The sequence below is a fragment of the Bradyrhizobium embrapense genome (assembly GCF_001189235.2).
Lineage (GTDB): Bacteria > Pseudomonadota > Alphaproteobacteria > Rhizobiales > Xanthobacteraceae > Bradyrhizobium > Bradyrhizobium embrapense.
Map to the genome: position 1 here is coordinate 432,103 of NZ_LFIP02000004.1, position 24,745 is coordinate 456,847.

Annotated in this window: 26 protein-coding genes and 1 tRNA gene; 12 read left to right on the forward strand and 15 right to left on the reverse strand. The window is 64.3% G+C overall.

Annotated elements, in window-relative coordinates:
- Positions 1-12: 12 nt before the first annotated feature.
- From era to rpoZ, 7 genes are all read right to left on the reverse strand, one after another.
- The gene (gene era / locus AKN83_RS20860) at positions 13-936 is read right to left on the reverse strand and encodes a GTPase Era (protein WP_050400966.1); all 924 of its coding nucleotides are present in this window, start codon (positions 934-936) and stop codon (positions 13-15) included.
- Positions 929-1,750, reverse strand: coding sequence for a ribonuclease III (gene rnc, locus AKN83_RS20865; RefSeq protein WP_050400967.1), 822 nt, complete (start codon positions 1,748-1,750; stop codon positions 929-931). Before rnc ends, era begins: the two co-directional genes overlap by 8 nt.
- Positions 1,747-2,508, reverse strand: a complete 762-nt coding sequence (gene lepB / locus AKN83_RS20870) for a signal peptidase I (protein ID WP_050400968.1) — start codon at positions 2,506-2,508, stop codon at positions 1,747-1,749. The genes rnc and lepB overlap by 4 nt, the downstream gene beginning before the upstream one ends.
- 282 nt (positions 2,509-2,790) lie before the next feature.
- Entirely contained in the window at positions 2,791-3,207 is a 417-nt protein-coding gene (gene acpS / locus AKN83_RS20875; RefSeq protein WP_050400969.1) for a holo-ACP synthase, read from the reverse strand.
- Complete coding sequence (locus AKN83_RS20880) at positions 3,204-3,965, reverse strand: pyridoxine 5'-phosphate synthase (protein WP_050400970.1); 762 nt, start codon at positions 3,963-3,965, stop codon at positions 3,204-3,206. The genes acpS and AKN83_RS20880 overlap by 4 nt, the downstream gene beginning before the upstream one ends.
- A 91-nt stretch (positions 3,966-4,056) precedes the next feature.
- The gene (locus AKN83_RS20885; protein ID WP_050400971.1) at positions 4,057-6,348 is read right to left on the reverse strand and encodes a RelA/SpoT family protein; all 2,292 of its coding nucleotides are present in this window, start codon (positions 6,346-6,348) and stop codon (positions 4,057-4,059) included.
- A 215-nt stretch (positions 6,349-6,563) separates the two neighbouring features.
- Positions 6,564-6,956, reverse strand: coding sequence for a DNA-directed RNA polymerase subunit omega (gene rpoZ, locus AKN83_RS20890; protein ID WP_016844003.1), 393 nt, complete (start codon positions 6,954-6,956; stop codon positions 6,564-6,566).
- A gap of 360 nt (positions 6,957-7,316) precedes the next feature.
- Between rpoZ and AKN83_RS20895 the strand changes: the two genes are divergently transcribed.
- On the forward strand, positions 7,317-7,949 hold the full coding sequence (locus tag AKN83_RS20895; RefSeq protein WP_050400972.1) for a LabA-like NYN domain-containing protein: 633 nt from the start codon (positions 7,317-7,319) through the stop codon (positions 7,947-7,949).
- Positions 7,930-8,589, forward strand: a complete 660-nt coding sequence (locus AKN83_RS20900) for a uracil-DNA glycosylase (RefSeq protein WP_050400973.1) — start codon at positions 7,930-7,932, stop codon at positions 8,587-8,589. The genes AKN83_RS20895 and AKN83_RS20900 overlap by 20 nt, the downstream gene beginning before the upstream one ends.
- Before the next feature lie 171 nt (positions 8,590-8,760).
- Here AKN83_RS20900 and AKN83_RS20905 read toward each other — a convergent pair whose 3' ends face one another.
- Genes AKN83_RS20905 through dapA form a run of 4 tightly spaced genes read right to left on the reverse strand, consistent with a single transcriptional unit; the run spans position 8,761 to position 11,232 of the window.
- Complete coding sequence (locus tag AKN83_RS20905) at positions 8,761-9,342, reverse strand: peroxiredoxin (protein ID WP_050400999.1); 582 nt, start codon at positions 9,340-9,342, stop codon at positions 8,761-8,763.
- Positions 9,343-9,390: 48 nt separating this feature from the next.
- The gene (gene smpB, locus AKN83_RS20910) at positions 9,391-9,864 is read right to left on the reverse strand and encodes an SsrA-binding protein SmpB (RefSeq protein WP_050400974.1); all 474 of its coding nucleotides are present in this window, start codon (positions 9,862-9,864) and stop codon (positions 9,391-9,393) included.
- A gap of 1 nt (position 9,865) precedes the next feature.
- Positions 9,866-10,282: a large conductance mechanosensitive channel protein MscL gene (gene mscL / locus AKN83_RS20915; protein ID WP_050401000.1), complete on the reverse strand. Its 417-nt coding sequence runs from the start codon at positions 10,280-10,282 to the stop codon at positions 9,866-9,868.
- 59 nt (positions 10,283-10,341) lie between these two features.
- Positions 10,342-11,232 carry a 4-hydroxy-tetrahydrodipicolinate synthase gene (gene dapA, locus AKN83_RS20920; protein WP_050400975.1) on the reverse strand — a complete coding sequence of 297 codons (891 nt, stop codon included), beginning with the start codon at positions 11,230-11,232 and terminating at the stop codon, positions 10,342-10,344.
- A gap of 307 nt (positions 11,233-11,539) precedes the next feature.
- On the opposite strand from dapA, the gene AKN83_RS20925 reads away from it, so the two are divergent.
- The 5 genes from AKN83_RS20925 (at position 11,540) to AKN83_RS20945 (ending at position 16,172) form a co-directional block, all read left to right on the forward strand.
- Positions 11,540-14,044 carry a transglycosylase SLT domain-containing protein gene (locus AKN83_RS20925; protein ID WP_430641567.1) on the forward strand — a complete coding sequence of 835 codons (2,505 nt, stop codon included), beginning with the start codon at positions 11,540-11,542 and terminating at the stop codon, positions 14,042-14,044.
- A 216-nt stretch (positions 14,045-14,260) separates the two neighbouring features.
- Positions 14,261-14,353 (forward strand) — tRNA-Ser (locus AKN83_RS20930).
- Between the two features lie 220 nt (positions 14,354-14,573).
- Positions 14,574-14,855, forward strand: coding sequence for a hypothetical protein (locus AKN83_RS20935; protein WP_050400976.1), 282 nt, complete (start codon positions 14,574-14,576; stop codon positions 14,853-14,855).
- A 195-nt stretch (positions 14,856-15,050) separates the two neighbouring features.
- On the forward strand, positions 15,051-15,752 hold the full coding sequence (locus tag AKN83_RS20940) for a hypothetical protein (RefSeq protein ID WP_050400977.1): 702 nt from the start codon (positions 15,051-15,053) through the stop codon (positions 15,750-15,752).
- 126 nt (positions 15,753-15,878) lie between these two features.
- Entirely contained in the window at positions 15,879-16,172 is a 294-nt protein-coding gene (locus AKN83_RS20945; RefSeq protein WP_063695446.1) for a hypothetical protein, read from the forward strand.
- Between the two features lie 483 nt (positions 16,173-16,655).
- On the opposite strand, the gene AKN83_RS20950 is transcribed toward AKN83_RS20945, so the two are convergent.
- The gene (locus tag AKN83_RS20950) at positions 16,656-17,564 is read right to left on the reverse strand and encodes a DMT family transporter (RefSeq protein WP_050401002.1); all 909 of its coding nucleotides are present in this window, start codon (positions 17,562-17,564) and stop codon (positions 16,656-16,658) included.
- Between the two features lie 96 nt (positions 17,565-17,660).
- Between AKN83_RS20950 and AKN83_RS20955 the strand changes: the two genes are divergently transcribed.
- Positions 17,661-18,449, forward strand: a complete 789-nt coding sequence (locus tag AKN83_RS20955; protein WP_050400978.1) for an AraC family transcriptional regulator — start codon at positions 17,661-17,663, stop codon at positions 18,447-18,449.
- Here AKN83_RS20955 and gcvA read toward each other — a convergent pair.
- Positions 18,440-19,357 carry a transcriptional regulator GcvA gene (gene gcvA, locus AKN83_RS20960; RefSeq protein ID WP_050400979.1) on the reverse strand — a complete coding sequence of 306 codons (918 nt, stop codon included), beginning with the start codon at positions 19,355-19,357 and terminating at the stop codon, positions 18,440-18,442. The two genes, AKN83_RS20955 and gcvA, sit on opposite strands and share 10 nt — an antisense overlap.
- A gap of 195 nt (positions 19,358-19,552) precedes the next feature.
- Here gcvA and AKN83_RS20965 point away from each other — a divergent pair, with 195 nt between their 5' ends.
- The 4 genes from AKN83_RS20965 (at position 19,553) to AKN83_RS20980 (ending at position 22,929) form a co-directional block, all read left to right on the forward strand.
- A complete protein-coding gene (locus tag AKN83_RS20965) occupies positions 19,553-20,059 on the forward strand; it encodes a PaaI family thioesterase (protein WP_083992147.1) in 507 nt (168 codons plus the stop codon).
- Between the two features lie 11 nt (positions 20,060-20,070).
- Positions 20,071-21,318: an MFS transporter gene (locus AKN83_RS20970; RefSeq protein WP_083992148.1), complete on the forward strand. Its 1,248-nt coding sequence runs from the start codon at positions 20,071-20,073 to the stop codon at positions 21,316-21,318.
- Positions 21,319-21,333: 15 nt separating this feature from the next.
- Positions 21,334-22,095 (forward strand): AraC family transcriptional regulator, encoded by a 762-nt coding sequence (locus AKN83_RS20975; protein WP_157113486.1) that lies wholly within the window; start codon positions 21,334-21,336, stop codon positions 22,093-22,095.
- Between the two features lie 72 nt (positions 22,096-22,167).
- Positions 22,168-22,929 carry a sulfite exporter TauE/SafE family protein gene (locus AKN83_RS20980; RefSeq protein ID WP_050401004.1) on the forward strand — a complete coding sequence of 254 codons (762 nt, stop codon included), beginning with the start codon at positions 22,168-22,170 and terminating at the stop codon, positions 22,927-22,929.
- A 49-nt stretch (positions 22,930-22,978) separates the two neighbouring features.
- Here AKN83_RS20980 and AKN83_RS20985 read toward each other — a convergent pair whose 3' ends face one another.
- Both AKN83_RS20985 and AKN83_RS39805 read right to left on the reverse strand, forming a co-directional pair.
- A complete protein-coding gene (locus AKN83_RS20985; RefSeq protein ID WP_021078341.1) occupies positions 22,979-23,245 on the reverse strand; it encodes a hypothetical protein in 267 nt (88 codons plus the stop codon).
- Between the two features lie 1,035 nt (positions 23,246-24,280).
- Entirely contained in the window at positions 24,281-24,589 is a 309-nt protein-coding gene (locus tag AKN83_RS39805; protein ID WP_157113487.1) for a hypothetical protein, read from the reverse strand.
- Positions 24,590-24,745 lie beyond the last annotated feature (156 nt).

Sequence of the window (24,745 nt, forward strand, 5' to 3'; positions counted from 1 at the left end):
GCGACGCCGGCTCTATTCCTTCGGGAAATCCAGTCCCATTTCCTTGTAGCGGTCGGGATCGTCGCCCCAGTTCTCGCGCACCTTGACGAACAGGAACAGATGCACGGGAACGCCCATGATCTCGGCGATCTCGGCACGCGCCTGCGCGCCGATCGACTTGATGGTGGCGCCGCCCTTGCCGAGCACGATCTTGCGCTGGCTCTCGCGCTCGACAAAGATCGTCTGCTCGATGCGGATCGACTTGTCCTTGCGGTCGGTCCAGCTGTCGGTCTCGACCGTCGACTGGTACGGCAATTCCTGATGCAGATGGCTGTAGATCTTCTCGCGGGTGATCTCGGCCGCCAGGTGCCGCATCGGCGCATCCGACATCTGGTCCTCGGGATAGAGGAATGGGCCCGCCGGCACCATCTTCGCCAGCGCCTTGCGCAGATCGTCAACGCCGTCGCCCGACAGCGCCGAGATCATGAAGGTGTGCTCGAAGCGCATCCGCTCGTTGGCGGCCTGCGCCAGCGCCAGCAGTTTCTCGCGCTGCACGAGGTCGACCTTGTTCAGCACCAGGATCTTCGGATGCGCGACGGTTTCGAGCTTGGCCAGGATCGCATTGGCCTCCTCGTCGATGCCCGACTTCGCGTCGAGCAGCACGCAGACGAGATCGGCATCGTGGGCGCCGCTCCAGGCGGTCGACACCATGGCGCGGTCGAGCCGGCGCCGCGGCGCGAAGATGCCAGGCGTGTCGACCAGGATGATCTGCGCGTTGCCCTCGATCACGATGCCGCGGATCAACGCGCGGGTGGTCTGCACCTTGCGCGAGACGATGGTGACCTTGGAGCCCACCAGCGCGTTGACCAGCGTCGACTTGCCGACATTGGGCGCACCGATCAGCGCGACGAAGCCACAGCGCGTCGCATCCCCCTGCCCTTTGGGTTCGTCAGTCATTGGTGCCGACGCCTTCACGCTCGATCATCGCGGATGCCGCTGCTTTCTCGGCCGCGCGCTTGTTGCCGCCGAGGCCCTCGGCGGAGGCGAGGCCCGGCAGGTCAACCGCAACGCGGAATTGTGGATCGTGGTGCGGGCCGGTGCGTTCGACCTCGCGGTAGACCGGCGTCGGCAATCCCTTGCCCTGCGCCCATTCCTGCAACACGGTCTTGGGATCGCGCAGCGGCCGGCGCAGCTTGTGCATCCGCTCGGTCCAGTTGCGCTCGACGAACTGGCGCGCGGCCTCGTAGCCGCCGTCGAGGAAGATCGCCCCGATCACCGCTTCGCAGATATCGCCGAGCACGGATTTGCGCAGCCGCGCGCCCTCGACCGCCTTGACCATGCCGAGCTTGATGTCCTCGAGCAGCCCGAGCGCCTTGGCGACGTCGGCGCAGCTTTCCTTGCGCACGAGATCGGCGAGCCGCTTCGACAATTCGCCCTCATCGGCCTTCGGGAACGCCCGGAACAGCATATCGGACACGATCAGCCCGAGCACGTGGTCGCCGAGGAATTCCAGCCGCTGATAGCTGTCGGCGCGGTTGCGGGTGGCGGGCTTCAGCGCCGAGACGTGAGTGAACGCGGTGGTCAGCAGCGCGGCATCCGAGAACGTATACCCGATACGCGCCTCGGTGCCGGCGATCGCGGCCTTCTCTTCGGCCGCCTTGGCGGCCTTGCTGCGCCGCTTCTTCGGCGCGGCCGTGCTCTCGGCGGCAGGCGTCTGGCTCGGCTCGCCGATCGGCGCTTGATCGTTGATGGCTGCGGTATCGTCGTTCATCGCACGATGGTGAATAGGCGATTCCACCGCACGGCGAACGGCCAGCGCCAGATCATCCAGGCCTGCTCGCCCTCGGCGATCGAGAAGAAGATCATCTGGGCCCGCCCGATGATGTTCTCGAACGGCACGTAGCCGACCTGCGACAGGAAGCGGCTGTCGGTGGAGTTGTCGCGGTTGTCGCCCATCATGAAGAAATGCCCGGGCGGAACGGTGTAGACGATGGTGTTGTCCATATAGCTGTTGTCGGTGCAGTCGAGCGACTCATAGCTGACGCCGTTCGGCAGCGTTTCCTTCCAGCGCTTGACCTTGGCGGTGGCATCCGCCGAGCCGCAGGGGTCCTCGCCGACGAAATCGCTCAGCCGCTCGCGCTTGATCGGCTCATCGTTGATGTAGAGCAGCCCGCTCCGGACCTCGATGCGGTCGCCCGGCAGGCCGATGACGCGCTTGATGTAGTCGGTGGAGTCATCCCGCGGCAGGCGGAACACGACGATGTCGCCGCGGTTCGGCTCCGAGCCGAAGATGCGTCCCGAGAAGATGTTCGGCGAGAACGGGATCGAATAGTGGCTGTAGCCATAGGAATATTTCGAAACGAACAGGTAGTCGCCGACCAGCAGCGTCGCCTTCATCGAACCCGAGGGGATGTTGAACGGCTGGAACAGGAAGGTGCGGATGACGAGCGCTATCAGAAGGGCATGAATGACGACGCGGATGGTCTCGCCCAAGCCGCTCTCAGATTTGGTCCCGGTGGTCGCGCTCATTGCTTTCCCAATTCCCGCAGGCCCTGATGCCCACGCGGTGGCAGAACGTTCTCTCCACGCGAAGCGTTCGCCCCCCGCGTGAGGAAAATGGCCTTGATTCTGATCTTGAGGGCAAATTCCGGCCTGAACCTGGAATCCGCGTCTCGCTCGATACCCTGCGGCGTTTTAGACGGTTGTTCGCAAGGGCGCAATCAATCGCCGCCTCAAAACTTCGCAATTCATTGAAATATCAGCGATTTTTTAGTTTTCTGAAGTTTTCTGGCAAATTCCGGCGCCACCCGCTCATGTGGCGGGAGCAACCGCCGAAATTATGACGAAGGCCTGCGCCAGCGGCCAATCGTCCGTGATCGAAAGGTCGATCTGCGCCTGCATGCCCGTGGGCGTCAGCTCCTGGAGCCGAGCCAGCGCCCCGCCGGTCAGCCGCATCGACGGCCGCCCGCCCGGCAGGTTCACCACCCCCATGTCCTTCCACCACACCCCGCGCCGGATACCGGTGCCGAGCGCCTTGGAGCAGGCTTCCTTTGCGGCGAACCGCTTGGCGTAAGTTGCGACCACCATCTTCTCATTGTTGGCGCGGCGCATCGCCTTGGCGCGCTCGGCGTCGGTGAAGATGCGGTCGAGGAAGCGCTCGCCGTGGCGCTCGATCACCTTCGCAACCCGGGTGATGTCGATCAGGTCGGAGCCAATGCCGATGATCATGCGCTGACCTTGGCGCGGCCGCGGTCCATTGCCGCACGCATCTCGCGCACCGTGGCGGCGATGCCGACGAACAGCGCCTCGCCCATCATGAAATAGCCGATGTTGAGCTCGCGGATCTCGGGCAGCGCGGAGATCGTCTCCGCAGTCTCATAGTCGAGCCCGTGGCCGGCATGGACCTCGAGCCCGGCCGCCTGCGCGAGCCTGGCGCCGGCGACGATGCGCGCCCACTCGGCCTCCGCCTTGTCCTTGTGGCCGTCGACCACGGCGTCGCACCAGCCTCCGGTATGGATCTCGATCACGGGCGCCTTCAGTTTCGCAGCCATCTCGATTTGCCTGGGATCGGCGGCGATGAACAGCGAGACCCGGATGCCGGCGTCGCTAAGCTTCGCGATGAACGGCGCCAGCGCATTGTGCTGGCCGACCACGTCGAGGCCGCCTTCGGTGGTGAGCTCCTGGCGCCGTTCCGGCACCAGGCAAACGGCGTGCGGCCTGGTGGCGAGCGAGATCCGCAGCATGTCGTCGGTCGCCGCCATCTCGAAATTCAACGGCTTGGATATCTCGGCTTTGAGCCGCGCCATGTCCTCGTCGCGGATATGGCGGCGATCCTCGCGCAAATGCGCCGTGATGCCGTCGGCGCCGGCCGCGATCGCGGCGAGCGCCAGCCGCACCGGATCGGGTCGCGCCCCGCCTCGCGCGTTACGCAAGGTCGCGACGTGATCAACATTGATACCGAGACGGAGCGGAGGAGCCTTTGACATGTCTTTAACCTGCAACCAAACCTAACCTGTCACCAAACCTGACCCATGCGCGCACAGCGATGCGGAGAACGGCGTCGCCCGCGCACCATCTTCAGCCGTTGACGCGCTCGACCCGTGCAACGACCGCCTTGGCGCGCAATTGCGCGATGATAGCGCTGAGATGTTTGAGGTCATAGACCTCTAGATCGATGGTCAGCTCCGTGAAGTCAGGCGATTGGCGCGACATGTGGATGTTGTCGATATTGCCGTCATGCTCGGCGATCACGGTCGCAATCTGGGCGAGGCTGCCCGGCTCGTTGACATTGTGCACCAGGATGCGCGCGGGGAAGCGCTGCGGCATGGTCTCGTCGATGTCCCAGCGCACGTCGAGCCAGCGCTCCGGCTCCTCCTCGAAATCCTTCAGCGCCGGCGACTGGATCGGATAGATCGTGATCCCCTCGCCCGCCGTGACGATGCCGACGATCCGATCGCCCGGCACGGCGCCGCCGTTCGGCGCGAATTTCACCGGCAGGTCGGAATTGATGCCGCGCACCGGGATCACCGATGTGGCGCGCGCCGGATGCGGCGGGGTCTGCGTCTTCAGCTTGGCGGCGAGCCCCTTCTTGGCGCCGTAGCGCACCAGCCGCTCTTCCTTGTAGTCGGGATACATCGCGCGCGCGACGTCGGAGGCCTTGATCTCGCCGCGTCCGACCGAGGCCATCACGTCCTCGATCGAGGTGCGCGCGAGCCGCGGTAAGGCGCCCTTCAGCTTGTCGTCGGCATATTCGATCTTGGCGCGGGCAAACAAGCGGTCGACGATGCGGCGGCCGAGGCCGGCATACTGATCGCGCACCGCATCGCGGGTCGCGCGCCGGATCGCAGCGCGCGCCTTGCCGGTCCGGGCCAGCGCTTCCCAGGCGGATGGCGGCGCCGACTGCGCCTTCGAGGTCAGCACCTCGACCTCGTCGCCGTTCTGCAGCTCGGAGGACAGCGGCGCGAACTTGCCGTTGATCTTGCAGCCGACCGCGCTGTTGCCGACCCCGGTGTGCACGGCGTAGGCGAAGTCGATCACGTTGGCGTTGCGCGGCAGCGCGATCAGCTTGCCCTTCGGCGTGAAGCAGAACACCTGGTCGTGGAACAGCTCGAGCTTGGTGTGCTCGAGGAATTCCTCCGGATTAGAGCTCTCCGAGAGGATGCCGATGGTGTGACGCAGCCAGGCGAAGGCGTTGGACTCGTGCTTCAGCCGCTCATGCGGCGAGCCAACCCCCTCCTTGTAGAAGGCATGCGCGGCGATACCGAACTCGGCGATCTCGTTCATTTCCTCGGTACGGATCTGCAACTCGACGCGCTGCTTGCCCGGCCCGATCACGGTGGTGTGGATCGACCGGTAGTCGTTCTGCTTCGGCGTCGAGATGTAGTCCTTGAAGCGGCCCGGCACGACCGGCCAGGTGGTGTGAACGATGCCGAGCGCGCGATAGCAGGCGCCGACATCGTCGAGGATGACGCGGAAGCCGTAGATGTCGGACAGCTGCTCGAAGCCGACCGACTTGCGCTCCATCTTGGTCCAGATCGAAAACGGCTGCTTGCGGCGGCCGAACACCCGGGCGGTGATGCCGTTCTTCTGCAGGTTCTTGGAGAGCTGGGTTTCGATCTCGCCGATCAGGTTGCGGTTGCGCTCGGCCAGTGAATCGAGCCGCTGCTTGACCACCGCATAGGCCTCGGGGTCGAGGACGAAGAACGATAGGTCCTCCAGTTCCCCGCGCATCTCCTGCATACCCATGCGGCCGGCCAGCGGCGCATAGATATCCAGCGTCTCCTCGGCGATGCGGCGGCGCGAGGCCGGCGGCACGAATTCCAGCGTCCGCATGTTGTGCAGGCGGTCGGCGAGCTTGATCAGCAGCACGCGGACGTCGTCGGCGATCGCCAGCAGCAGCTTGCGCAAATTCTCGGCCTGCTTGGCCTCGCGCGACACCAGCTCCAGCCGCTTCAGCTTGGTCAGGCCCTCGACCAGCGCGCCGATCTCATGGCCGAACACGTGGTCGATCTCGGCCCGCGTCGCCTCGGTGTCCTCGATCGTGTCGTGCAGCAGCGCCGCCACGATCGTGGCATCGTCGAGCTTGAGGTTGGTGAGGATCGCGGCGACCTCGAGCGGATGCGAGAAATAGGGATCGCCGGAGGCACGCGTCTGGGTGCCGTGCGCCTTCATGGCGTAGACGTAGGCGCGGTTGAGCAGGTCTTCGTTGGTGTCGGGGTTGTAGGACCGGACGCGCTCGACAAGGTCATATTGTCGCATCATGCGGGTCCGCGGCTTGGCCGGCCGCTCCGCCGCGGACGACGCCGGCGCGACCGCGACCGTTTCGGTTGCAGCCTGCATCTGGATGGAACTGCGGCGTCGATACGCCATGAACTCGCTGCCTCTCGCGCGGGACCGGAACGTCCCTTCTCAATCTAGTGCGCTTTCGAACGAAGCTGCACCCCGCGCGGGCCCTGGAACCATTCAATTTCCCGCGCCCGCATAGGACGCACCGTAACAGCGAAATTGTCAACAAAAGCAAAGGCCCGGAGCGATGTCCGGGCCTTTGGCAAATCTACTCGAAAATGAAGAGCTGAACGGCGAGATTACTCGTCTTCCTCGGGCTGCTCTTCCGGGGGCGCCAGGCCCTCGAGGCCCTTCAGCAGCTCTTCTTCCGTCATGCGCTCGACTGCGACCTCGGTGTCGTCGGCATCGACGCTGGCACCGGCGGAACCGATCAGCGGCACGGTGTCCGGCTCGGGCTCGTCGACCTCGACGAACTTCTGCAGCGAGTGCACCAGTTCCTCTTTCAGGTCCTCGGGCGAGATCGTCGAATCGGCGATCTCCCGCAGCGAAACGACGGGATTCTTGTCGTTGTCGCGATCAACCGTGAGTTGCGATCCCGACGAGATCATCCGGGCGCGATGCGCAGCCAACAGGACGAGGTCGAAGCGATTGTCGACCTTATCAATGCAATCTTCGACGGTGACGCGAGCCATCTCGAGGCGCTCCGTGGTAAAAGGGACCGAACATGTAGGTTATGAGGGTTAGTTATAGGGCTAGCCCCCGTTTCGCAAGGTAAAATTTGTGATTTGCCTTCCCGACAGGCTCTGATAACCCCCTCTGCCGGGGCCAGAATGGCCGGAGCGTCTGACGACATGGCTAGGTTGCTGTCCCAGACAAGTAAATCTCTTCATTGCAATGTCAAAGGTCTAGGCTTTTTGCCCTCGCCTCACCATAATTGCGGTGGTGACTGTCGCGGGGAAAGATTCACAGAACTTTAGGCAGCAACGCCGGAATTTACGCGCGGTCGATCACCGCCGCGCTAAGAACACGAACAACCACGCGAGAACACTTTGATGTCGTCACCTGTTTCCAACAAGATCGCGCTCTTCATCGACGGAGCCAATCTTTACGCAACCGCAAAGACGCTCGGCTTCGACATCGACTACAAGCGCCTCCTCAAGGAATTCCAGGGTCGCGGCACGCTGCTTCGTGCGTTCTACTACACGGCGATCATCGAGGATCAGGAATATTCGTCGATCCGTCCGCTGATCGATTGGCTCGACTACAACGGCTACACCGTGGTCACCAAGGCGACCAAGGAATTCATCGACGCCAGCGGCCGCCGCAAGGTGAAGGGCAATATGGACATCGAGCTCGCGGTCGATGCCATGGAACTAGCCGAGCACATCGACCAGATGATTCTGTTTTCCGGCGACGGCGATTTCCGCTCGCTGGTCGAGGCCGTGCAGCGTCGCGGCGTTCGCGTCACCGTCATCTCCACCATTGCGAGCCAGCCGCCGATGATCGCCGACGAGCTGCGCCGCCAGGCCGACGTCTTCACCGACCTCGTCGAACTGCAATCCAAGCTTGGCCGCGATCCGTCCGAACGTCCGGCCCCGCGCGAACCGCGTCATCACTCCCCGCAATTCCTGCAGCGCGCGACCACGATGGCCCCCCGGGGAGCCGATGACGATTTCGACGAGTAGTCTCGTCGCCGCACCTACGCGCCCCGACAGCAACTGTCAGCTCTGCGTCAGGCTGGCCGACTTCCGCACACAGGCCCGCGCGCTCCACCCGGATTGGTTCAACTCGCCGGTGGAATCGTTCGGCGATCCGAATGCGCGGCTGTTGATCGTCGGTCTCGCGCCCGGCATGCAGGGCGCCAACCGCACAGGCCGTCCCTTCACCGGCGATTACGCCGGCGATCTGCTCTATGCGACCTTGCTCGAATATGGCTTTGCCAGCGGCGTCTATCAGGCGCGGCCGGACGACGGCTTGAAGCTGGTGGACGCCCGGATCAGCAACGCGGTGCGCTGCGTGCCGCCGCAAAACAAGCCGCTGCCGGCCGAGATTAACACCTGTCGGCAATTCCTCCGCGCCACCATCGCAACCATGCCGAAGCTGCGCGCGATCGTGCTGCTCGGGCGGATCGCGCACGAATCAACATTGAAGGCGCTGGATATGCGTCTGGCTGCCGCGCCCTTTGTGCACGGCGCCGTGCATAACGCGGGCACATTCAAGCTCTACGACAGCTACCACTGCTCGCGCTACAATACGAATACGGGCGTGTTGACGACCGATATGTTCCGCAAGGTCTTCGCGACCGTGCGCAAGGACCTGGGCTAGCACAAGCGACAGCCTTGGGGCGGAGCAGTCGCGCAATTTCGGAATATTAGAAAATACCCCTGAATTGCCCGACGTGTCGAGTTGCTCGGTCGAACGCCGGCCGTAGCCGGCTCCTTTGCATGGGGTTGTTTTCGATATTTTGGAACAGCCCCCTGCGTCGGCCCCGTGACGCTAGCCCTTGCGCGGGTTGTCCCTCAGCCATTCCAGCACGTCGCCGGCGTTCCGGTCGGGCGGGAACACCGGATAGAACACGCGGGTGATGCGCGCATCGTCGATGATGAGCGCAAGCCGCTTGATCAGCGTCAGGCCCGCTACCGACATCGTCGGCAATCGCAGCGCGCGCGTCAGTTCCAGCGCTTCGTCCGACAGCACCGGGAACGGCAGATGCAGGCGCGAGGCCATTTCGGTCTGGTACGCGTTGCTTTGCGTCGACAGCCCGAACACCTGAGCGGCACCGGCCGCCTTCAGTTCGGCGAACAGGTCGCGGAAGGCGCAGGTCTGCGGCGTACAGCCGCGGGCCCCCGGGATCATGTCCCAATCGTCGACCAGCCCGATCTTGCCGGGCTCGCCGGTTCGCGGATAGGCGAACACCACGGTGCGGCCCTCGAGCGCCGACAGCGCCACCGAGGTGTCGTCGGTGGCGCGCAGCCTGACCGACGGGATCGTCATGCCGGTCAGATGCGCGCCGCCGCCATCGTCCGTGGGTGCCGGGATCTTGCTCCAGTCGACGTCGGTCAGGCTGCTCTGGCTCATCAGACCAATCTCCATCCGCCGTCGTCGCAGTGTCGGGCTCCGAGCGCCCTAGCCCCGCGCCCGCATCAGGCGGCCCTTTTCGCGGCCCCAGTCGCGCTTCTTCTCGGACTCGCGCTTGTCGTGCAGCTTCTTGCCCTTGGCGACCGCGAGCAGCAGTTTGGCACGGCCGCGCTCGTTGAAGTACAGCTTCAGCGGAATGAGCGTCATGCCCTCGCGGTCGACTGCGCCAAGCAGCTTGTTGATCTGCTTGCGGTGCAGCAGGAGTTTTCGCGGCCGCTTCGGCTCATGGTTGAAGCGGTTTGCCTGCAGATATTCCGGGATATTGGCGTTGATCAGCCAGATCTCGCCGTTCTTGGAATCCGCATAGGACTCCGCGATCGTGCTCTTGCCGCTGCGGATCGACTTCACCTCGGTGCCGGTCAGCGAAATGCCGGCCTCGACCGTGTCCTCGATGGCGTAGTTGAAGCGTGCCTTTCGGTTTTCGGCGACAACCTTGATCGGACGTTCGTTCTTGTCGGCCACGTTAGCTCTTCTTGAGGAGGTCGCGGATTTCCGTCAGCAGCACGACCTCGTCGGACGGCTTCGGCGGCTCGGCGGGCTTGGCCTCATCCTTGCGCTTGAATTGGTTCATGGCGCGAATGACCATGAACAGCACGAAGGCTATGATCAGGAAGTTCAGCGTCAGCGTCAGGAAGTTGCCCCAGGCCAGCACCGCGCCCTGCTTCTTGGCGTCGGCGAGGTTGCTGGCCGTCACCTTCGCTGAAAGCGGAGTGAAATAATTGGAGAAATCGAGTCCGCCCGTGATCGCGCCGATGATCGGCATGATGATGTCGCCGACCAGCGAGGTGACGATCGCCCCGAAGGCCGCACCGATGATGACACCGACGGCGAGGTCGACGACATTGCCCTTCATGGCGAATTCGCGGAATTCCTTCAGCATCCCCATCCCCTTCTGTTCGACATTGCGCACGGCGGTGTTCACGGCAGTAGCAGTCCGGTTCAGTTGATCAGGCCGGCATGGACCATGGCGCTGCGGACGGCCTGACGGGTCGATTCAGAAACCGGCACCATCGGCAGGCGCAGCTTCTCGTCGAGCTTGCCGAGCAGCGACATCGCATACTTCACCGGCGCCGGATTGCTCTCGATGAACAGGTTGGTGTGCAGCGGCATCAGCTTGTCGTGGATCTTCAGCGCCGTCGTGACGTCGCCCTTCTGCCAGGCGGTCTGGAATTCCGAGCACAAACGCGGCGCGACGTTCGAGGTCACCGAGATGCAGCCATGGCCGCCATGCGCCATGTAGCCGATGATGGTGGCGTCCTCACCCGACAGCTGATTGAAGTCCTCGCCCATCGCGGCGCGCTGCTGCGAGACACGCACCATGCTCGCGGTCGCGTCCTTGACGCCGGCGATGTTCTTCAGCTCGAACAGCCGCGTCATGGTGTCGACCGACATGTCGATCACCGAGCGCGGCGGGATGTTGTAGATGATGATCGGAATACCGATCGCATCGTTGATCGCCTTGAAGTGCTGGTACATGCCTTCCTGGGTCGGCTTGTTGTAGTACGGCGTCACCACCAGCACCGCGTTGGCTCCGGCCTTCTCCGCGTGCTCGGCGAGTTCGATCGCCTCCTTGGTCGAATTCGAGCCGGCACCGGCGATCACCGGCACCCGGCCCTTGGCCTCCTGGATGCACCACTCGACCACGCGCTTGTGCTCGTCGTGGCTCAGCGTCGGGCTCTCGCCCGTGGTGCCGACCGGCACCAGGCCGTGCGTGCCCTCGGCGATCTGCCAGTTCACGAGGCCGCGGAACGCCGCCTCATCGACCGAGCCGTTTTTGAAGGGCGTCACCAAGGCAGTGAATGATCCCCGGAATTTTGTCTTGGCTGCCATGGACTTCCTCCAAACGCTTCAGGCTAAAGGCTAGGTCGACGGACCCTTTGTTATTGTCGTGCTTCGCGTCCGTGCAACCGGCACTCGGTTGATGCGAAACGCCATGAAAGGCAATTCATATCGGGTCTGGTTGACAGGCGAAAGGGCCGTACCGAACCTATTCCCAGCCGGTTCCAGCCGCGATTTTGCCGTTGTGCTGGCGCAAACAGCCGCACCGGCAGGCTTCTTAGTATTTTGTCTACGTTTTCAATCAAATAAGAACCCAGGGCCCAAACGACCAGATGATTCGGGGCCGCAGAGGACTTCTGTGATTCGTTCCGTTCGCGCAGGCACATTGCGATCGACGGCGCTGGCGACGAGCCTGGCGCTCGTGGTCGGCTTGGCCGCCATCACGGCCGATGCATGGGCCGCCGAGGATGTTTCAGCCGCAAAGCCGGCCGCCCAAGACACCGCTTCAAAGACGGCCGCCTCGAAGGATGCGACTGCCAAGGGTGCCGCCTCCAAGACCGAAGCTTCCAAGGGCGGCACCTCGAAGCCGCATGCTTCGAAGCCGGCCGCGACCAAGAACGACGAAACCAAGACCAGCGCGGCCAAGACGGGCGCGGCCAAGACGACTTCTTCGAAGTCCGGCGCCGCAAAGGCCGACGGTGCCAAGGCCGCTTCTTCCAAAACCGACGCTTCGAAGAACGCCGCGTCAAAGAGCAGCACGTCCAAGAGCGCCGCGTCCAAGTCCACTGAGGCAAAGACCACTGCGTCGAAGCCCACCTCTCCGGCAGCGACGGGAAGTCTGCCGAACAAGCCGGCGCCCGTCCGTGCCGCCGCCCCTGCGCTGGTTCCGGCGACCCGCCAGCATGCCGCGCCGATCGCGCGCAAGCCGGTGTTGCCTGCGGCGGTGGCCGCGACATCGTCGACGTCGCAGTCCGACAAGGAAGCGCTGGCAAGCGTCGTCGAGCTGCTGCGCAAGCGCAAGCCGGCGGACGCCACCGAGGCCGAGGCCTCGATCTCCGATCCGGTTGCGCGCAAGCTTGCCGAATGGCTGATCCTGCGCAGCGAGGACAATGGCGCCTCGGTCGAGCGCTACCGCGCCTTCCTCGACGCCAATCCGAGCTGGCCATCGCAGACCTTCCTGCGCCGCCGCATCGAGGCATCGCTATGGGACGACCATCGCGACGATTCCGCGGTCTGGGCCTGGTTCCAGAATGAATCGCCGGTCTCGGCCAAGGGCCGGCTCGCGCTTGCCAAGGTGATGATCGGACGCGGCGACCGCGGCAATGCCGAGCGCCTGGTGCGCGAAGCCTGGCGCAACGATCCGATGAGCGAGGACACCGAGAGCACCGCGCTCGACCTTTTCGGCTCGTTCCTGACCGCCGCCGACCACAAGGCGCGCATGGACACGATGCTCTACGGCACCGACAACGAAGCTGCCGGAATTCGCGAGGCCAAGCGGCTCGGCTCCGGCTATCTGGCGCTCGCCAAGGCGCGCATCGCGGCCAACCGCAAGGGATCGAACCTTCGCGCGCTGCTCGAGGCGGTGCCGAGCGAGCTCTCCGGCGACACCGGTTACCTGTTCGCAAAAATCCAGCTGCTCCGCCGCGAGGAGAAATTCGCCGAAGCCGCCCGCCTGATGTTGAGCGCGCCGAAGGACCCGGCGCGGCTCTACAACGTCGACGAATGGTGGGTCGAGCGCCGCCTGCTGGCGCGCAAGATGATCGACGTCGAAGAGTTTCGCACCGCCTATCTGATCGCGCGCGACGCGGCGCTGCCCGCCCGCGACATCTACAAGACCGAGCAGGAATTCACCTCGGGCTGGATCGCGCTGCGCTTTCTCAACGACCCCGCCCTCGCCGCCCAGCATTTCGCGCGGATCGGCGTCGGCAGCGCCAACCCGACCGCGCTGGCGCGTGCGGGCTATTGGCAGGGCCGCGCCGCGGAAGCCGCCGGCCGCGGCCAGGAGGCGCGCGCCGCCTACGCGCGCGCAGCCGAGCAGTCGACCAGCTATTACGGCCAGCTCGCGCGCGCCAAGCTCGGCCTGCCGCAGATCGAATTGAACAGCGCGCCGCGCGGCCGCGGCGCCGACCGGCTGGAGATCGTGCGCGCGGTCGGGCTGCTCTACGAAATCGACGCGCGCGAGCTTGCGATCCCGATCTTCGGCGACATGGGCGACAATGGCGATCCGGAAGCGCTGGCCGGCCTCGGCGAGCTCACCGCGCGCCATGGCGATGCCCGCGGCATGCTGCTGATGGGCAAGGCCGCGCTCAATCGCGGACTGCCGTTCGACCACTACGCCTACCCGGTGAACGGCATTCCATCGTTCCGCCAGGTCGGACCGGAGGTCGAGCAGAGCGTCGTCTATGCGATCGCGCGCCAGGAGAGTGCGTTCAATCCGGCGGTGGTGTCGCCGGCCCAAGCCTACGGCCTGATGCAGGTGACGCCGGACGCCGGACGCTACGTCTGCAAGCGCGCCGGCATCGGCTTCGATCTCAACCGAATGAAGACCGACCCGGTCTACAACGCAATGCTCGGCGCGGCCGAACTCGGCGGCCTGCTCGAGGACTATCGCGGCTCCTACATCCTGACCTTCGCCGCCTACAATGCCGGCCGCGGCAGCGTGAAGAAGTGGATCGAGCGCTACGGCGACCCGCGCGATCCCAAGGTCGATGCGGTCGACTGGGTCGAGCTGATTCCGTTCTCGGAGACGCGAAACTACGTCCAGCGCATCATGGAGAATCTGCAGGTCTACCGCGCCCGTTTCGGCGGCGGCACCAGATTGCAGATCGACGCTGACCTGCGCCGCGGCGCCAGTGTCGAATAGCCGCCTCGGCCGCAGCTGGGCTCCAACGCGTTTTCTAAAACTTCTTCAATACTTTACGCGATAAGTTCTGCCTTCGTTCTCGCGTAGTCCAGTATCGCGACAAGGACGAGCCATTCCGACCGCCCTCATCACGATGGGGGCATTGCGAATAATCGAGCGGAAACATGCCCTTCCAAATTGACCCAGCTGACAAAATCGATGCATAAGGCTCGCACCGGAGAGGTGGCCGAGTGGCTGAAGGCAACGCTTTGCTAAAGCGTCATACGGTCTCAAGCTGTATCGAGGGTTCGAATCCCTCCCTCTCCGCCAGCCAACCTTTTCGGTCTTGGGCAGAGAACCCGGCGCCGCCGATATCCGACCCAGCTTCGATTCCATGGTTCGCGAGCCGTCCGAGGCCCGCTGGGCTTGAACCGATAGTCACCTCCGCGTGAACGAAACATCATTCCCGGCGCCTCGAAACGAGCGCGAAACAAACCGCGCCCAGCATCTCCTGCGTTTTTCATCACCTGAATATTTCCGGAGCAAAGCCATGCACCACGATAATGGCATTCAATTCCAGGACATCGACCAGGTTTTGCGTAACGCCCAGCTTCGCCGATCCACCGATCTGGGTCCCTTGTTACGGCATGGCTTCAAATCCAACGCAGGCAGGATCGTGATCGCAACTTCACTGGCCTGCGTGATTGTCGTGCTGGCGATCGTTGCTGCCCCAAGGCCGGTCTCGAGCGCTGCGCTTGGCAGCGATTGGCAATGCAGCAAGGCAGCGTTCGTCCTGACGACCTGTCGTCAAACCGACCCTGCGCGCTCGTAGCAACGGCCTCGAATGGTCGCGCCGCCAATCGGCCGGCGAAACCTTTATCCGGCGACAACGTAGCTGGACGGCCGGCCTCCTGTTCTTCCATTTTGGTGCTACGGGCCGGCAGAGGCCGTTCGGTCTTTCCCAGTCACGAACGGCCTCGCTCCTGCGCCCATCGATGAATCGTGTCGTCGCTGAAGGCGAAGAAACATGAATGGGCCGAGCCGCGGTCTCAGGTTAGTGATCTACCTCGGACTGGCTATTGTCCTGCCTGCTGCTCAGACGCCGCCGACGGTACATGCGCGGGACGTGCGTCGTGTGGTCGACAAGGAATGCCGCGACGTCTTGCCTGCGCAGGCAAAGATAAGGGCGTGCCTCAATTTGCTCAGCGATCGGCGGCTCTCGACCGCCTATCTTGCGCCGATCAACAGCGAAATATCGAGCGCGTTCCAAAGCCTGCGGGACTACGACAATGCGATCAAATACAAGAAGATCGAGATTGAACGCGCGCAAGCCGCGGTGAAGCAACCTTCTGCGGCCGACGCACTCCCTGCAAGTTTCGGCGCGATGTCCCTGCGTTACATGGAACTCGGGACGCTCCAGGCGCTCAATCGCCTGACCAACTTCAACAGTCAGTCCGACGAAGCGCGCCGAAGCGCCGCTGAGGAGCAAGGCAACTACAACCTGGCGCTCCAGTACAACCCGATGAACTACAGGGCATATCGATACCGCGCTGAAATTCACAGCTTGTTCTGCGATAGCGCGTCTGCGGCTCTCGATATGGAGGCAGCGGTCAGATTTGCTGAAGAAGCCGGAGACGAGAATACGGCTCGAGACTACAAGCGCGTCACGCTCGACGCATGCATCCCGGCTTGGCGCCGAGAATGGCCAGCGACGTCGGCTACTCGGTGACCTTCCCGCGTGAGCCGCTGCCGTAGTCTTACGGCCCCCCTACTGGCAGGCAACTTGCGATGTATCCGTGAACGTTCGTCGCCGGCCGTTCCCGGCGTACCGAACTCGGACATTCGGAGCACGCCCATGAACATGCATCATCGTTTTGAGACAGTTCGCGCAAGCACCGGACGAGAGTCGACGGTCAGGAGGATGCTGTCCGATCTTGTGCTGGCCTGCCAGCAGATCGAAGCCGACATTGCCACCGAAGAAGCGCGCGCGGGAATTCACGACCGATCGGACACAAGGTATCCGATCCTGGCAAGGTCGCTCCATGAACGGCACGACAATCTCAAGGGAACCATCGCCACGCTCGAAAAGCGCGTCACCAGCGATCACAGCACAAGTTGGTCGCCGACGCAGCATGGCGCGATCCTTTGACCAACCTGGGCGACGGAAGAGGCATCCGCCGTCCGCCAGGCAAAGGAGCCCGCGAGAAGAAGGCCCAGCCTCCTCACCGTCCCCCGAAGCACTGCTGCTTGCCATCGTTCAGGCAGGCAGCGTGATCGAGCGATGGAGGCGCGGCGCTGACCGACGTCAGCCGCTTCCACGCGTGGATGGATCGAGATTTCGGTTCTCGCCAGGCGGGATCGGCCCGAAGCCGGGATATCTGTACCCGCCAGGCACGATCACCTCCTCGCTCGGACGGATGATGAGGTGTTGTCGCATACGCCGGTGATGCGCCGTCGCCGCGTCGGCAACCGCACTCCACAGGATCACAAGAGGCAACGTCAAGACCAGGGCAACGCGCATCGCGATCACTCCGTTTCACCGAACAAGTGACCGCCGACCGCGACGCTCTATTCTGCCCCGGCCATTCACCTGTGATCAAAACCGCGAGATCGCCGATCCGTAGCTCGCACGTCATCGCGGATCGTGTGCGGTCTTCAGGGGCCGCGGCAAGGCCTGCGCGCAGGCAACGCCGAGCAGCGCGAGGCCGCCGCCGATGACGTGGAAGGGCCTGACCGGCTCGCCCAGCATCACGATCGCGGCCGCAGCCGTCAGCACCGGCAACAGGTTCATGAAGATCGCGCAGCGGTTCGGGCCGAGCTGCGCGACACCGCGGATCCAGAGGAACGGCAGCACCACCGAAGCCAGCGCGCCGGCATAGACGATCAGCGGCCAGGTCGCCGCGTTGACCTGACGGAGCGGCGCCGGCGTCGCGAGGAACGCGGGGAACATCACGGCCAGCGCGCACAGCGCCTGCATGTAGGTCGACTGCCACCCGGTGATCGGCAAATTCCAGCGCTTCAGCAGCACGCCATACAGCGCGTAGACGATCGCGGCCAGCAGCATCAAGGCGTCGCCCGCATGCACGCCGTTCTGCAGCAGCGACGACAATTCGCCGCCGCTGACGAGATAGACGAGGCCCGCAAACGACAGCGGCGCACCGCAGACCATGCCGAGCGTCGGCTGCTCGCCGAGTAGCCCGGCGCTGAGCCCGACCGTGAGCAGCGGCGTCAGCGCGGTGAACACGGCCATGTTGGTGGCAGTCGTGGTCTCCGCCGCGAGATAAGAAAGGCTCTGGAACAGGCACATCGCCAGGAAGCCGAGGATCGCGAGCGGCCCGAGATGCGGCCAGATCACGCGGCGATTGCGCCAGGCGGCGCGCGCCACGAACGGCGACATCAGCAGCACCGCGATCAGCAGGCGATAGAAGGTAATCGCCTGCGGACCGATCGTGTGGGCCGACAGTCGCGAGACGATGACATTGCCGGCCCACAGCACAATGGCAACGAAGGGATAGAGAAGTGCAGCATTCTTCCTGAACATGACCTGGCAGCGCATTGGTGAAGGAGGCACCAGCAACTACCTGTCGCACTGAGGTCCGTCTCACGCTAGAATGACCAGACCTAGCGAGATTGGGACATGCGAGATGAAGACGTGTTGGACGACCTGATCACACGGCACCTCGACTACCACGCCACGGCGCGGCCGATGGCGGCGATGGAGATCGATTATCCGAGCGGCGCGTCGACCGGCCTGCATGCCCATCCGCGCGGCCAGCTGCTCTACGCGATCGAAGGCGTGATGATCGTGCGCTGCGCCGAGGGCACCTGGGTGGTGCCGCCCAATCGCGCGGTGTGGCTGGTGGCCGATCTCGCGCACGAGGTCCGGATGTGCGGTGCGGTCAAGATCCGCACCGTGTTCGTCGACGCCACTGCCGTCCCTAACCTGCCGCAGACCAGTTGCGTGTTCACGGTCTCGCCGCTGTTGCGTGAATTGTTCGTCGCCGCGATGGGTGTGCCACTGGACTATGCGCCCGCGACCCCTGACGAGCGCCTGATGCGTGTGCTGCTCGACCAGCTCCGCGAAATCGATGTGCTGCCGCTGCATTTGCCGATGCCGCGCGACCAAAGGCTGGCGCGGATCTGCGCGGCGCTGGTGAACCGTCCGGACGACGCTTCCACTGCCGAGCAGTGGGCGCGCCGGCTGAAGCTGACGTCGAAGACGATCCATCGTCTGTTCGTCAGGGAGACCGGCATGACGTTCGGCGAGTGGCGCCAGCAGGCCCGCCTGTTGTTCGCGCTGGAGCGCCTCGCGCGCGGCGCACGGGTGGTCGATGTCGCGCTCGATGCTGGCTATGCCAGCCAGAGCGCCTTCAGCGCGATGTTCCGCAGGCATTTTGGGGTGCCACCGAACGGCTTCTATCGGTAGGCCGTCTCGCGTTCGGCAGGCGCCGACTGGGCCAGCGGCCCGAGTATCCATTCCCTGAATGCCGCGATCTTCGGAAGCCCCTGCCGGTTGTCGGGGCAGACGAGATAGTAGGCAAACTCCTCCAGATGCGCGGTCTCGAGCAACTGGATCAGCTCGCCGGCCTCGATCTCATTTGCGACCATCGCCGCCGGCAAAAGCCCCGCGCCCTGCCCGGTCAACACGGCTTTCAAGAGCAGGCCGCTGTCGTCGAACGACGGGCCGCGCGGCGGACGAACTTCAGCAATGCCATTGGCCTGAAACCACAGGCTCCATCCCTTGCGATCGGCATCGTGTACCTGCGGCCAGCCCGCGAGATCTGCGGGAGACGCCGGCCGCCCGAGCCGCGCAACCAGCGACGGCGCGGCCACCGCAACCATCTCGACGGTGACGACGCGGTCGCTGCGCAGCCCCGGATAGCGGCCGAGGCCGTGGCGCACCGCGAGGTCGACGCCGCTGCGCGAGAAATCGACCACCGTGTTGCTGGTGACGATCTGCAGATCGATCTCGGGATGCGTCCCCTGAAACGACGCCATGCGCGGCACCAGCCAGGCCGATGCGAAGAATGGCGTCACGCTCACCGTCAGCGTGCCGACGTCGACTGAAGCGGCGACGCGGCGCGAGGCCTCCGCGATCTGGCGAAACGCATTGCGGATCGACGGCAGATAGTCGCGCCCGGCGTCGGTGAGATAGATGCCACGCGGCACCCGCTCGAACAGCTTGACGCCGAGATGGGCCTCGAGCGTCTTGAGCATCTGGCTGACCGCGCCCGGCGTGACGCACAGCTCCTCGGCCGCGAGCTTCACCGAGAGATGGCGGGCGGCGGACTCGAACGCCTTGAGTGCGTTCAGGGGGGGAAGCCGGCTCTCCATGATTTAGATTTTCTAATCCAAGATACGCAGCAAATCTGGTTTGCCAACTTGGTCATCTGCGCGCTCAATCAGCCTATCCCAGTGCAGGAAGCTTCGTCAACGCAGAGAAATCCAAGCTGAAAAGTTAGATTTTCTAATCTTTATGACGCCTCCCCCGCGAGGCTTTCGGCGCACTCGTGAAACCAAGGACAAGGCATGACTAACGTCCCCGATAGACTCGGCCTACGCGACATCAGCGCAGGTAGCCTCGCCAGCGGACTCGTCGACCGCATCAACGCCTCGCAAGCCGGCGCCCTGCCCGGCCTGTTGGACTTTCAATGGCTCGAAGTCGAGCGCGGCCTCGTCCGCGGCCGCTTCGAGATCGCAGCGAAGCACTTCTCGCCGCACGGGCTGTTGCACGGCGCAAGCCTGGTCGCGCTGGCGGATACCGCGTGCGGCTTCGGCTGTCTCGCGTCTCTGCCGGACGGTGCGACGGGTTTCGCCACCGGCGAACTGAAGACGAACTTCATCGGCGCCGCGCGCGAAGGCGGCGTCCGCTGCGAGGCGCGCCTCGTTCATCCCGGGCGCACCACCCAGGTGTGGGACGCCGAGATCCGCAGCGAGGCAACCGGCAAGGCCATCGCGCTGTTCCGTTGCACGCAGATGCTGCGCTATCCGCCGGCCAAGGCGAGCGACCACGCACCGCAGGGAGAACGATCATGAGGAGCGCCGCCATGCACGCCGGACACCAACGCGCAAGGCCGTTCTACGGCTGGATCGTCGTCGCGGCCGCCTTTGTCGTGACATTCATCGGCTTCGGCAGCGCCTACACGTTCTCATCCTTCGTGGACTCGTTGCAGCGCGAGTTCGGCGCCTCGCGCGGCTCGGTGTCGCTGGTGTTCTCGTTCGCGGGCTTCCTGTATTTCGGCCTCGGCATCGTCTCAGGTCCGCTCGCCGATCGCTGGGGCGCGCGCAGGCTGGCTGCAATTGGGATGGCGCTGGTCGGTCTCGGCATGGTGCTGGCGGGGCAAGCGCAGACCATTCTTCAGGTCTATGCCGCCTACAGCATTGGCATCGGCGTGGGCGTCGGTTGCGCATACGTTCCGACCTTGGGCGCCGTGCAGCGCTGGTTCGTCAGGCGGCGCGGTTTTGCGTCGGGCCTCGCCGTCAGCGGGATCGGCGTCGGGACACTGGTGATGCCGCCACTCGCAACCTGGTTGATCACGAGCGTTGGCTGGCGCGATGCCTACGTCGTGCTGGGGGTCGTGGCCGTCGTTGCCGGGATCGGGGCGTCGCTCCTGATCGCCGACGATCCGCGCCGCTACGGCACCGGACCGGATGGCGATCCGCTTGACACGGCGTCAGGCACGCCGCTGCGTCAGGGTGTTTCGATCCGCCATGCGATGCGCACCGCCCGCTTTGCCGGGCTCTATGCGGCCTGCCTGGTCAGCGCGTTCGGGGTGTTCGTACCCTTCGTGCATCTGGTGCCGTTCGCCGTCGACCATCAGGTGGCACCGACGCTCGCCGTGCTGCTGCTCGGGATGATCGGCGTCGGCAGCACCGCCGGCCGCTTCTTCCTCGGCGGCATCGCCGACCGCGTCGGCCGCGATGCGTTCCTGATCGCGATGTATCTCGGCATGGCCGCCTCGCTGGCGATCTGGGCGCTTGCCGGCACATTCTGGTCGCTGACTGTCTTCGCATTGCTGTTCGGCGTGTTCTATGGCGGCTGGGTCGCGATCCTGCCCGCTGTGGTCACCGACCATTTCGGCGGCCGTAATGTTAGCGGCATCATCGGCATCCTCTACACCAGCGTCGCTTTTGGCACGCTGCTGGGACCCAGCGCTGCCGGCTTTGCGTTCGACATCAACCACAGCTACTTCATCCCGGTGGCGATCAGCGCCGCCGCCAACCTCGTCGCCGCCCTCATCGCTCTCGCGACCATGCGAACGGCCTCGCCGATGGCTTCAATCGCCCGGCCGTGACGGTCGGTGACCCCCGTGCTACGCTCGGGGATCACCCACCATCGGCTCGAGACTGTGATCACCCGGTTCGCCATGACCAAAACCTGGAACTACCGGCGCGCCGACAGTGACGATATCGTCGAACTGGCGTCGTGGCGCGGTGCCGGCTCGCTCGGCCTCAGGCCGCACTTCCATGACGAGAGCCAGATCGTGCTGGTGCTATCGGGGTCGCGCGCCTTTCGCATCGACGACGCGACCGTCACCGTGCCTGCCGGCCACGCCGCGCTCATCCCGGCGGGAATGCTGCATGCACCGATGGCGACACCGGGCGCGGAGACGGTTTGCTTGAACGCCTATGTTCCGGCGAATCGCGCCTGCTCGTCGCTCCGGATCGTCAATGTCGGGGACCGCTGGCGGAGTATCGAGGAAATATCGCCCGAGCACATCGGCGAGATCGCCAACGAGATACTGTCGCGCGAGCCGCCCGGCTCGACCGAGCGGACCGGCAGAGCCAGGCTCGGCACTGCCCTGACCGAGAGCCTAGAGCCGATCGGCGAGATCGCCGCCAGCTTCGGGCGAAGCCGCGAAGGATTCAGCCGCATGGTGAGGCGCGAGCTCGGCGTCGCGCCGCATGCCTTCCGTCTGCTCGCCCGGCTCAATGTTGCCCGGCGGCTGCTGCGCGCCGGCGAGCCGATCGCAGCCGTTGCGGCGGATGCCGGCTTCTCGGACCAGAGCCACCTGACCCGCCTGTTCCGCCGCACCTTCGGCACGACGCCGGGCGTCTACTGGCGCGATTGAGGCGGCGTCACAGACGTTCCAGACCGGCCGCTGCTCGGCCCGCTAGCCTGCTCACCCTGCAAGGGGTGAATGATGGATACCGGGACAAGTCTTCTGCTGCTCGCGGCCGGTGGCGCGGGAGGCGTCATCAACGCATTGGCAGGCGGTGCGACACTCATCACCTTTCCGGCGATGCTCGCCGCAGGCCTGCCGGCGGTCATCGCCAATGCGTCGAATGCGGTGGCGATCTCGCCAGGGCATTTGATCGCGGCGCTCGCCGATCGCGGCAAGCTGCCGCCACCGACGCGGCGTACCGTCAGCTTCGTCGCCGTCTCCACGGTTGCAGGCGCCATCGGTGCCGGTGGCCTCTTGTTGCTTCCCGAGCGACTGTTCGTCCTGCCGGTGCCGGCCCTGATCGCATTCGCAACGCTGCTGTTTGCCTTCGCGCCGCAGATCCAGGCGTGGACCGTCGGGCACCAGACCGCGGCCTTGCCATCGACGGGCGCGAGCAGTGCTGTCCTGGGATTGGCGTGCGTCTATGGAGGGTTCTTCGGTGCCGGACTCGGCGTCATCCTGACCGCGGTGCTGTCGATCACGGAACCGAGCGACATCAGGGCGATCAAGGCACTGAAGAACCTGCTCGCGACCTGCGTCTCGCTCGCCGCCACGTTGATCTTCATCGCGCAGGGAGCGGTCCGGTGGCCGGAGACCTTGGTGATGCTGCTCGGCGCCATGGTCGGCGGCTATGCCGGAGGCTACCTGATCCGGATCCTGCCGGCTCGGATCGTCCGGCAGTTCGTCATCGCCAGTGGCGCGCTGATGACCGCGGTCTACGCAGGACGATACTGGTTCTAGGTGGAGCACGGGAGCCGAGGCTCCCAGCTCGATGATATCGGTGACTTGCCTAGTGCGTCGTCATCCAGGCGCGGGCTTCGCGCTGGGCGGCAGCGATCTCGACGTCGGACATCTGCTCGGCGACTTCGCGGCGGTGCGCGATCGCGTCGGTACGTCCCTTGAGCGCCGCCAGGTTGAACCATTTGTGCGCCGCGACGAGGTTGACCACGCCGGAGCGGCCGCTCGCCCAATACATGCCGCGCTCGAACAGCACGTCCTGGATTGCAGTCGCAGCAACCGGGACAGCGCTTTCCTGATCGATGACCCCCTGAAACATTGTCGTCATTCCCCTTTTTGTTGTTGGCCGCCCTCCCCCGAGCGCGGCCCCCGTCCACTGATGAAACGCCTTGTTATCCCCGCGCTGATCCTGGGATCATGCGCCGCGCTGATCCTGGATCATGCGCTCGCCGTTTGCCGGTTTGTTGGGATGATCATGGCCCATCAAATTTGAAGAGCGGTTTAAGTATCGCGATGAACGGGATGTAAATCGGGCCGGCCGGGTGCATTCCCCGGAATCGCAGAAGTGCCTGTGCCGCAGGCATTTCCGTGGATTCGTGAATGCCGGTTTACCTTGGTGCTTCGGACATCGATAACCATCGCCGACAATGGCCGCGGCGCCGTCCGGTCGCGGCCGCCGTCGCATCCGATCAGTCAATGAATTGACGGTGGGCTGCTACGGCAGCCGGACGGTCCGCGAAGCCGCGGTACGGTCGCGCACGCAAAGAAACGTGAGCCCGTTAGGCCCGACGTCGATCCAGAAAATGGGATGTGGAAAGTGGCTGCCGGGCGCGGACTGCGCGGGCCGCCGGAACGAGGGGGTCGGCGAACACGTCAGGACCAGATTTCAGCTCGGCATTCTCGCCGGTGAAATTGCGGAACCGATCCGGCCCCGCACCGAACGAAGAAATCTCTGTTTCTTCTGCCGGACCGGTATTGGGAAGGTTGCCCTCCCCGAAATACGATCCAGCCGTTTGACCTGATGTCTCGCCGACACCCTCTTTCGTCAGCCAGAGCCTTGGGGTGGGATATGCTTCTCAGCAGTCCGTCCGCTGGCTCTTGCGACGTGCCGGCGTCAAGCCGCCGGCAATCCTCTCAAGGCGAGAGGCTTACTTCTTCTTGGCGACCTTGCGGGTCTTCTTCGCAGTCTTCTTCACTGCGCTCTTCGCCTTCTTCGCCTTCTTCGCCTTCTTTGCCTTCTTAGCCATGTTGCCCTCCAGTATGTGAGATGGCTCTTACTTCGCTGCGTGCACTCGGGAATCGATATGCACTACTTCCCGAATACACCAACAGACCAAAAAAAACAGTGTCCCGCTTAAGGAAGTGTTGACGCAGCGGTGGCAGCGCGCACACCGCGCGCCGCCGATAAAATCGACGATGCATTCGCGCGACGATGCAAGAAACGCAACAGCCGCCGACATCGCCATTTGTCAACGTTGCAGGAAACGCCTTCTGTTGTAGGCTTTTCTTGAATTCGCATTGAACCGATCGACGCGAGATCGTCGTTGCGCTGAGTCGCGAGCGAAGACGAAAAGCGGCGCGTCGCCGACGCCGAGTCGTAATTTTTGGCAACGAAAAAATTTTCGTGGGAAAGACGGCTTTTGCCTCGTTTGAGGTCGTCCAAGGCGGATTCGCGAACGAATCGCAGCTTCGTCGATTCGGCGCCGAAGGCGTCAGCGCGGCCGTCGAGCGAGGGTGTGAGGCAGGATCACGCCGCGTTCACGCGCGCGCGACGACGCCGACGGTGACGGCGCGGGAGCATGATCCGACTGGATCATGC

Coding starts and splice junctions, on each gene's coding strand:
- AKN83_RS20900 (WP_050400973.1), top strand. CDS start 7,930: ATGACGATTTCGACGAGTAGTCTCGTCGCCGCACCTACGCGCCCCGAC.
- AKN83_RS20895 (WP_050400972.1), top strand. CDS start 7,317: ATGTCGTCACCTGTTTCCAACAAGATCGCGCTCTTCATCGACGGAGCC.
- AKN83_RS20880 (WP_050400970.1), bottom strand. CDS start 3,965: ATGTCAAAGGCTCCTCCGCTCCGTCTCGGTATCAATGTTGATCACGTC.
- era (WP_050400966.1), bottom strand. CDS start 936: ATGACTGACGAACCCAAAGGGCAGGGGGATGCGACGCGCTGTGGCTTC.
- AKN83_RS20950 (WP_050401002.1), bottom strand. CDS start 17,564: ATGTTCAGGAAGAATGCTGCACTTCTCTATCCCTTCGTTGCCATTGTG.
- AKN83_RS20965 (WP_083992147.1), top strand. CDS start 19,553: ATGACTAACGTCCCCGATAGACTCGGCCTACGCGACATCAGCGCAGGT.
- AKN83_RS20905 (WP_050400999.1), bottom strand. CDS start 9,342: ATGAGCCAGAGCAGCCTGACCGACGTCGACTGGAGCAAGATCCCGGCA.
- AKN83_RS20885 (WP_050400971.1), bottom strand. CDS start 6,348: ATGGCGTATCGACGCCGCAGTTCCATCCAGATGCAGGCTGCAACCGAA.
- AKN83_RS20935 (WP_050400976.1), top strand. CDS start 14,574: ATGCACCACGATAATGGCATTCAATTCCAGGACATCGACCAGGTTTTG.
- AKN83_RS20940 (WP_050400977.1), top strand. CDS start 15,051: ATGAATGGGCCGAGCCGCGGTCTCAGGTTAGTGATCTACCTCGGACTG.
- gcvA (WP_050400979.1), bottom strand. CDS start 19,357: ATGGAGAGCCGGCTTCCCCCCCTGAACGCACTCAAGGCGTTCGAGTCC.
- AKN83_RS20970 (WP_083992148.1), top strand. CDS start 20,071: ATGCACGCCGGACACCAACGCGCAAGGCCGTTCTACGGCTGGATCGTC.
- AKN83_RS20955 (WP_050400978.1), top strand. CDS start 17,661: ATGCGAGATGAAGACGTGTTGGACGACCTGATCACACGGCACCTCGAC.
- rpoZ (WP_016844003.1), bottom strand. CDS start 6,956: ATGGCTCGCGTCACCGTCGAAGATTGCATTGATAAGGTCGACAATCGC.
- AKN83_RS20985 (WP_021078341.1), bottom strand. CDS start 23,245: ATGTTTCAGGGGGTCATCGATCAGGAAAGCGCTGTCCCGGTTGCTGCG.
- AKN83_RS20980 (WP_050401004.1), top strand. CDS start 22,168: ATGGATACCGGGACAAGTCTTCTGCTGCTCGCGGCCGGTGGCGCGGGA.
- AKN83_RS20945 (WP_063695446.1), top strand. CDS start 15,879: ATGAACATGCATCATCGTTTTGAGACAGTTCGCGCAAGCACCGGACGA.
- mscL (WP_050401000.1), bottom strand. CDS start 10,282: ATGCTGAAGGAATTCCGCGAATTCGCCATGAAGGGCAATGTCGTCGAC.
- lepB (WP_050400968.1), bottom strand. CDS start 2,508: ATGAGCGCGACCACCGGGACCAAATCTGAGAGCGGCTTGGGCGAGACC.
- dapA (WP_050400975.1), bottom strand. CDS start 11,232: ATGGCAGCCAAGACAAAATTCCGGGGATCATTCACTGCCTTGGTGACG.
- rnc (WP_050400967.1), bottom strand. CDS start 1,750: ATGAACGACGATACCGCAGCCATCAACGATCAAGCGCCGATCGGCGAG.
- acpS (WP_050400969.1), bottom strand. CDS start 3,207: ATGATCATCGGCATTGGCTCCGACCTGATCGACATCACCCGGGTTGCG.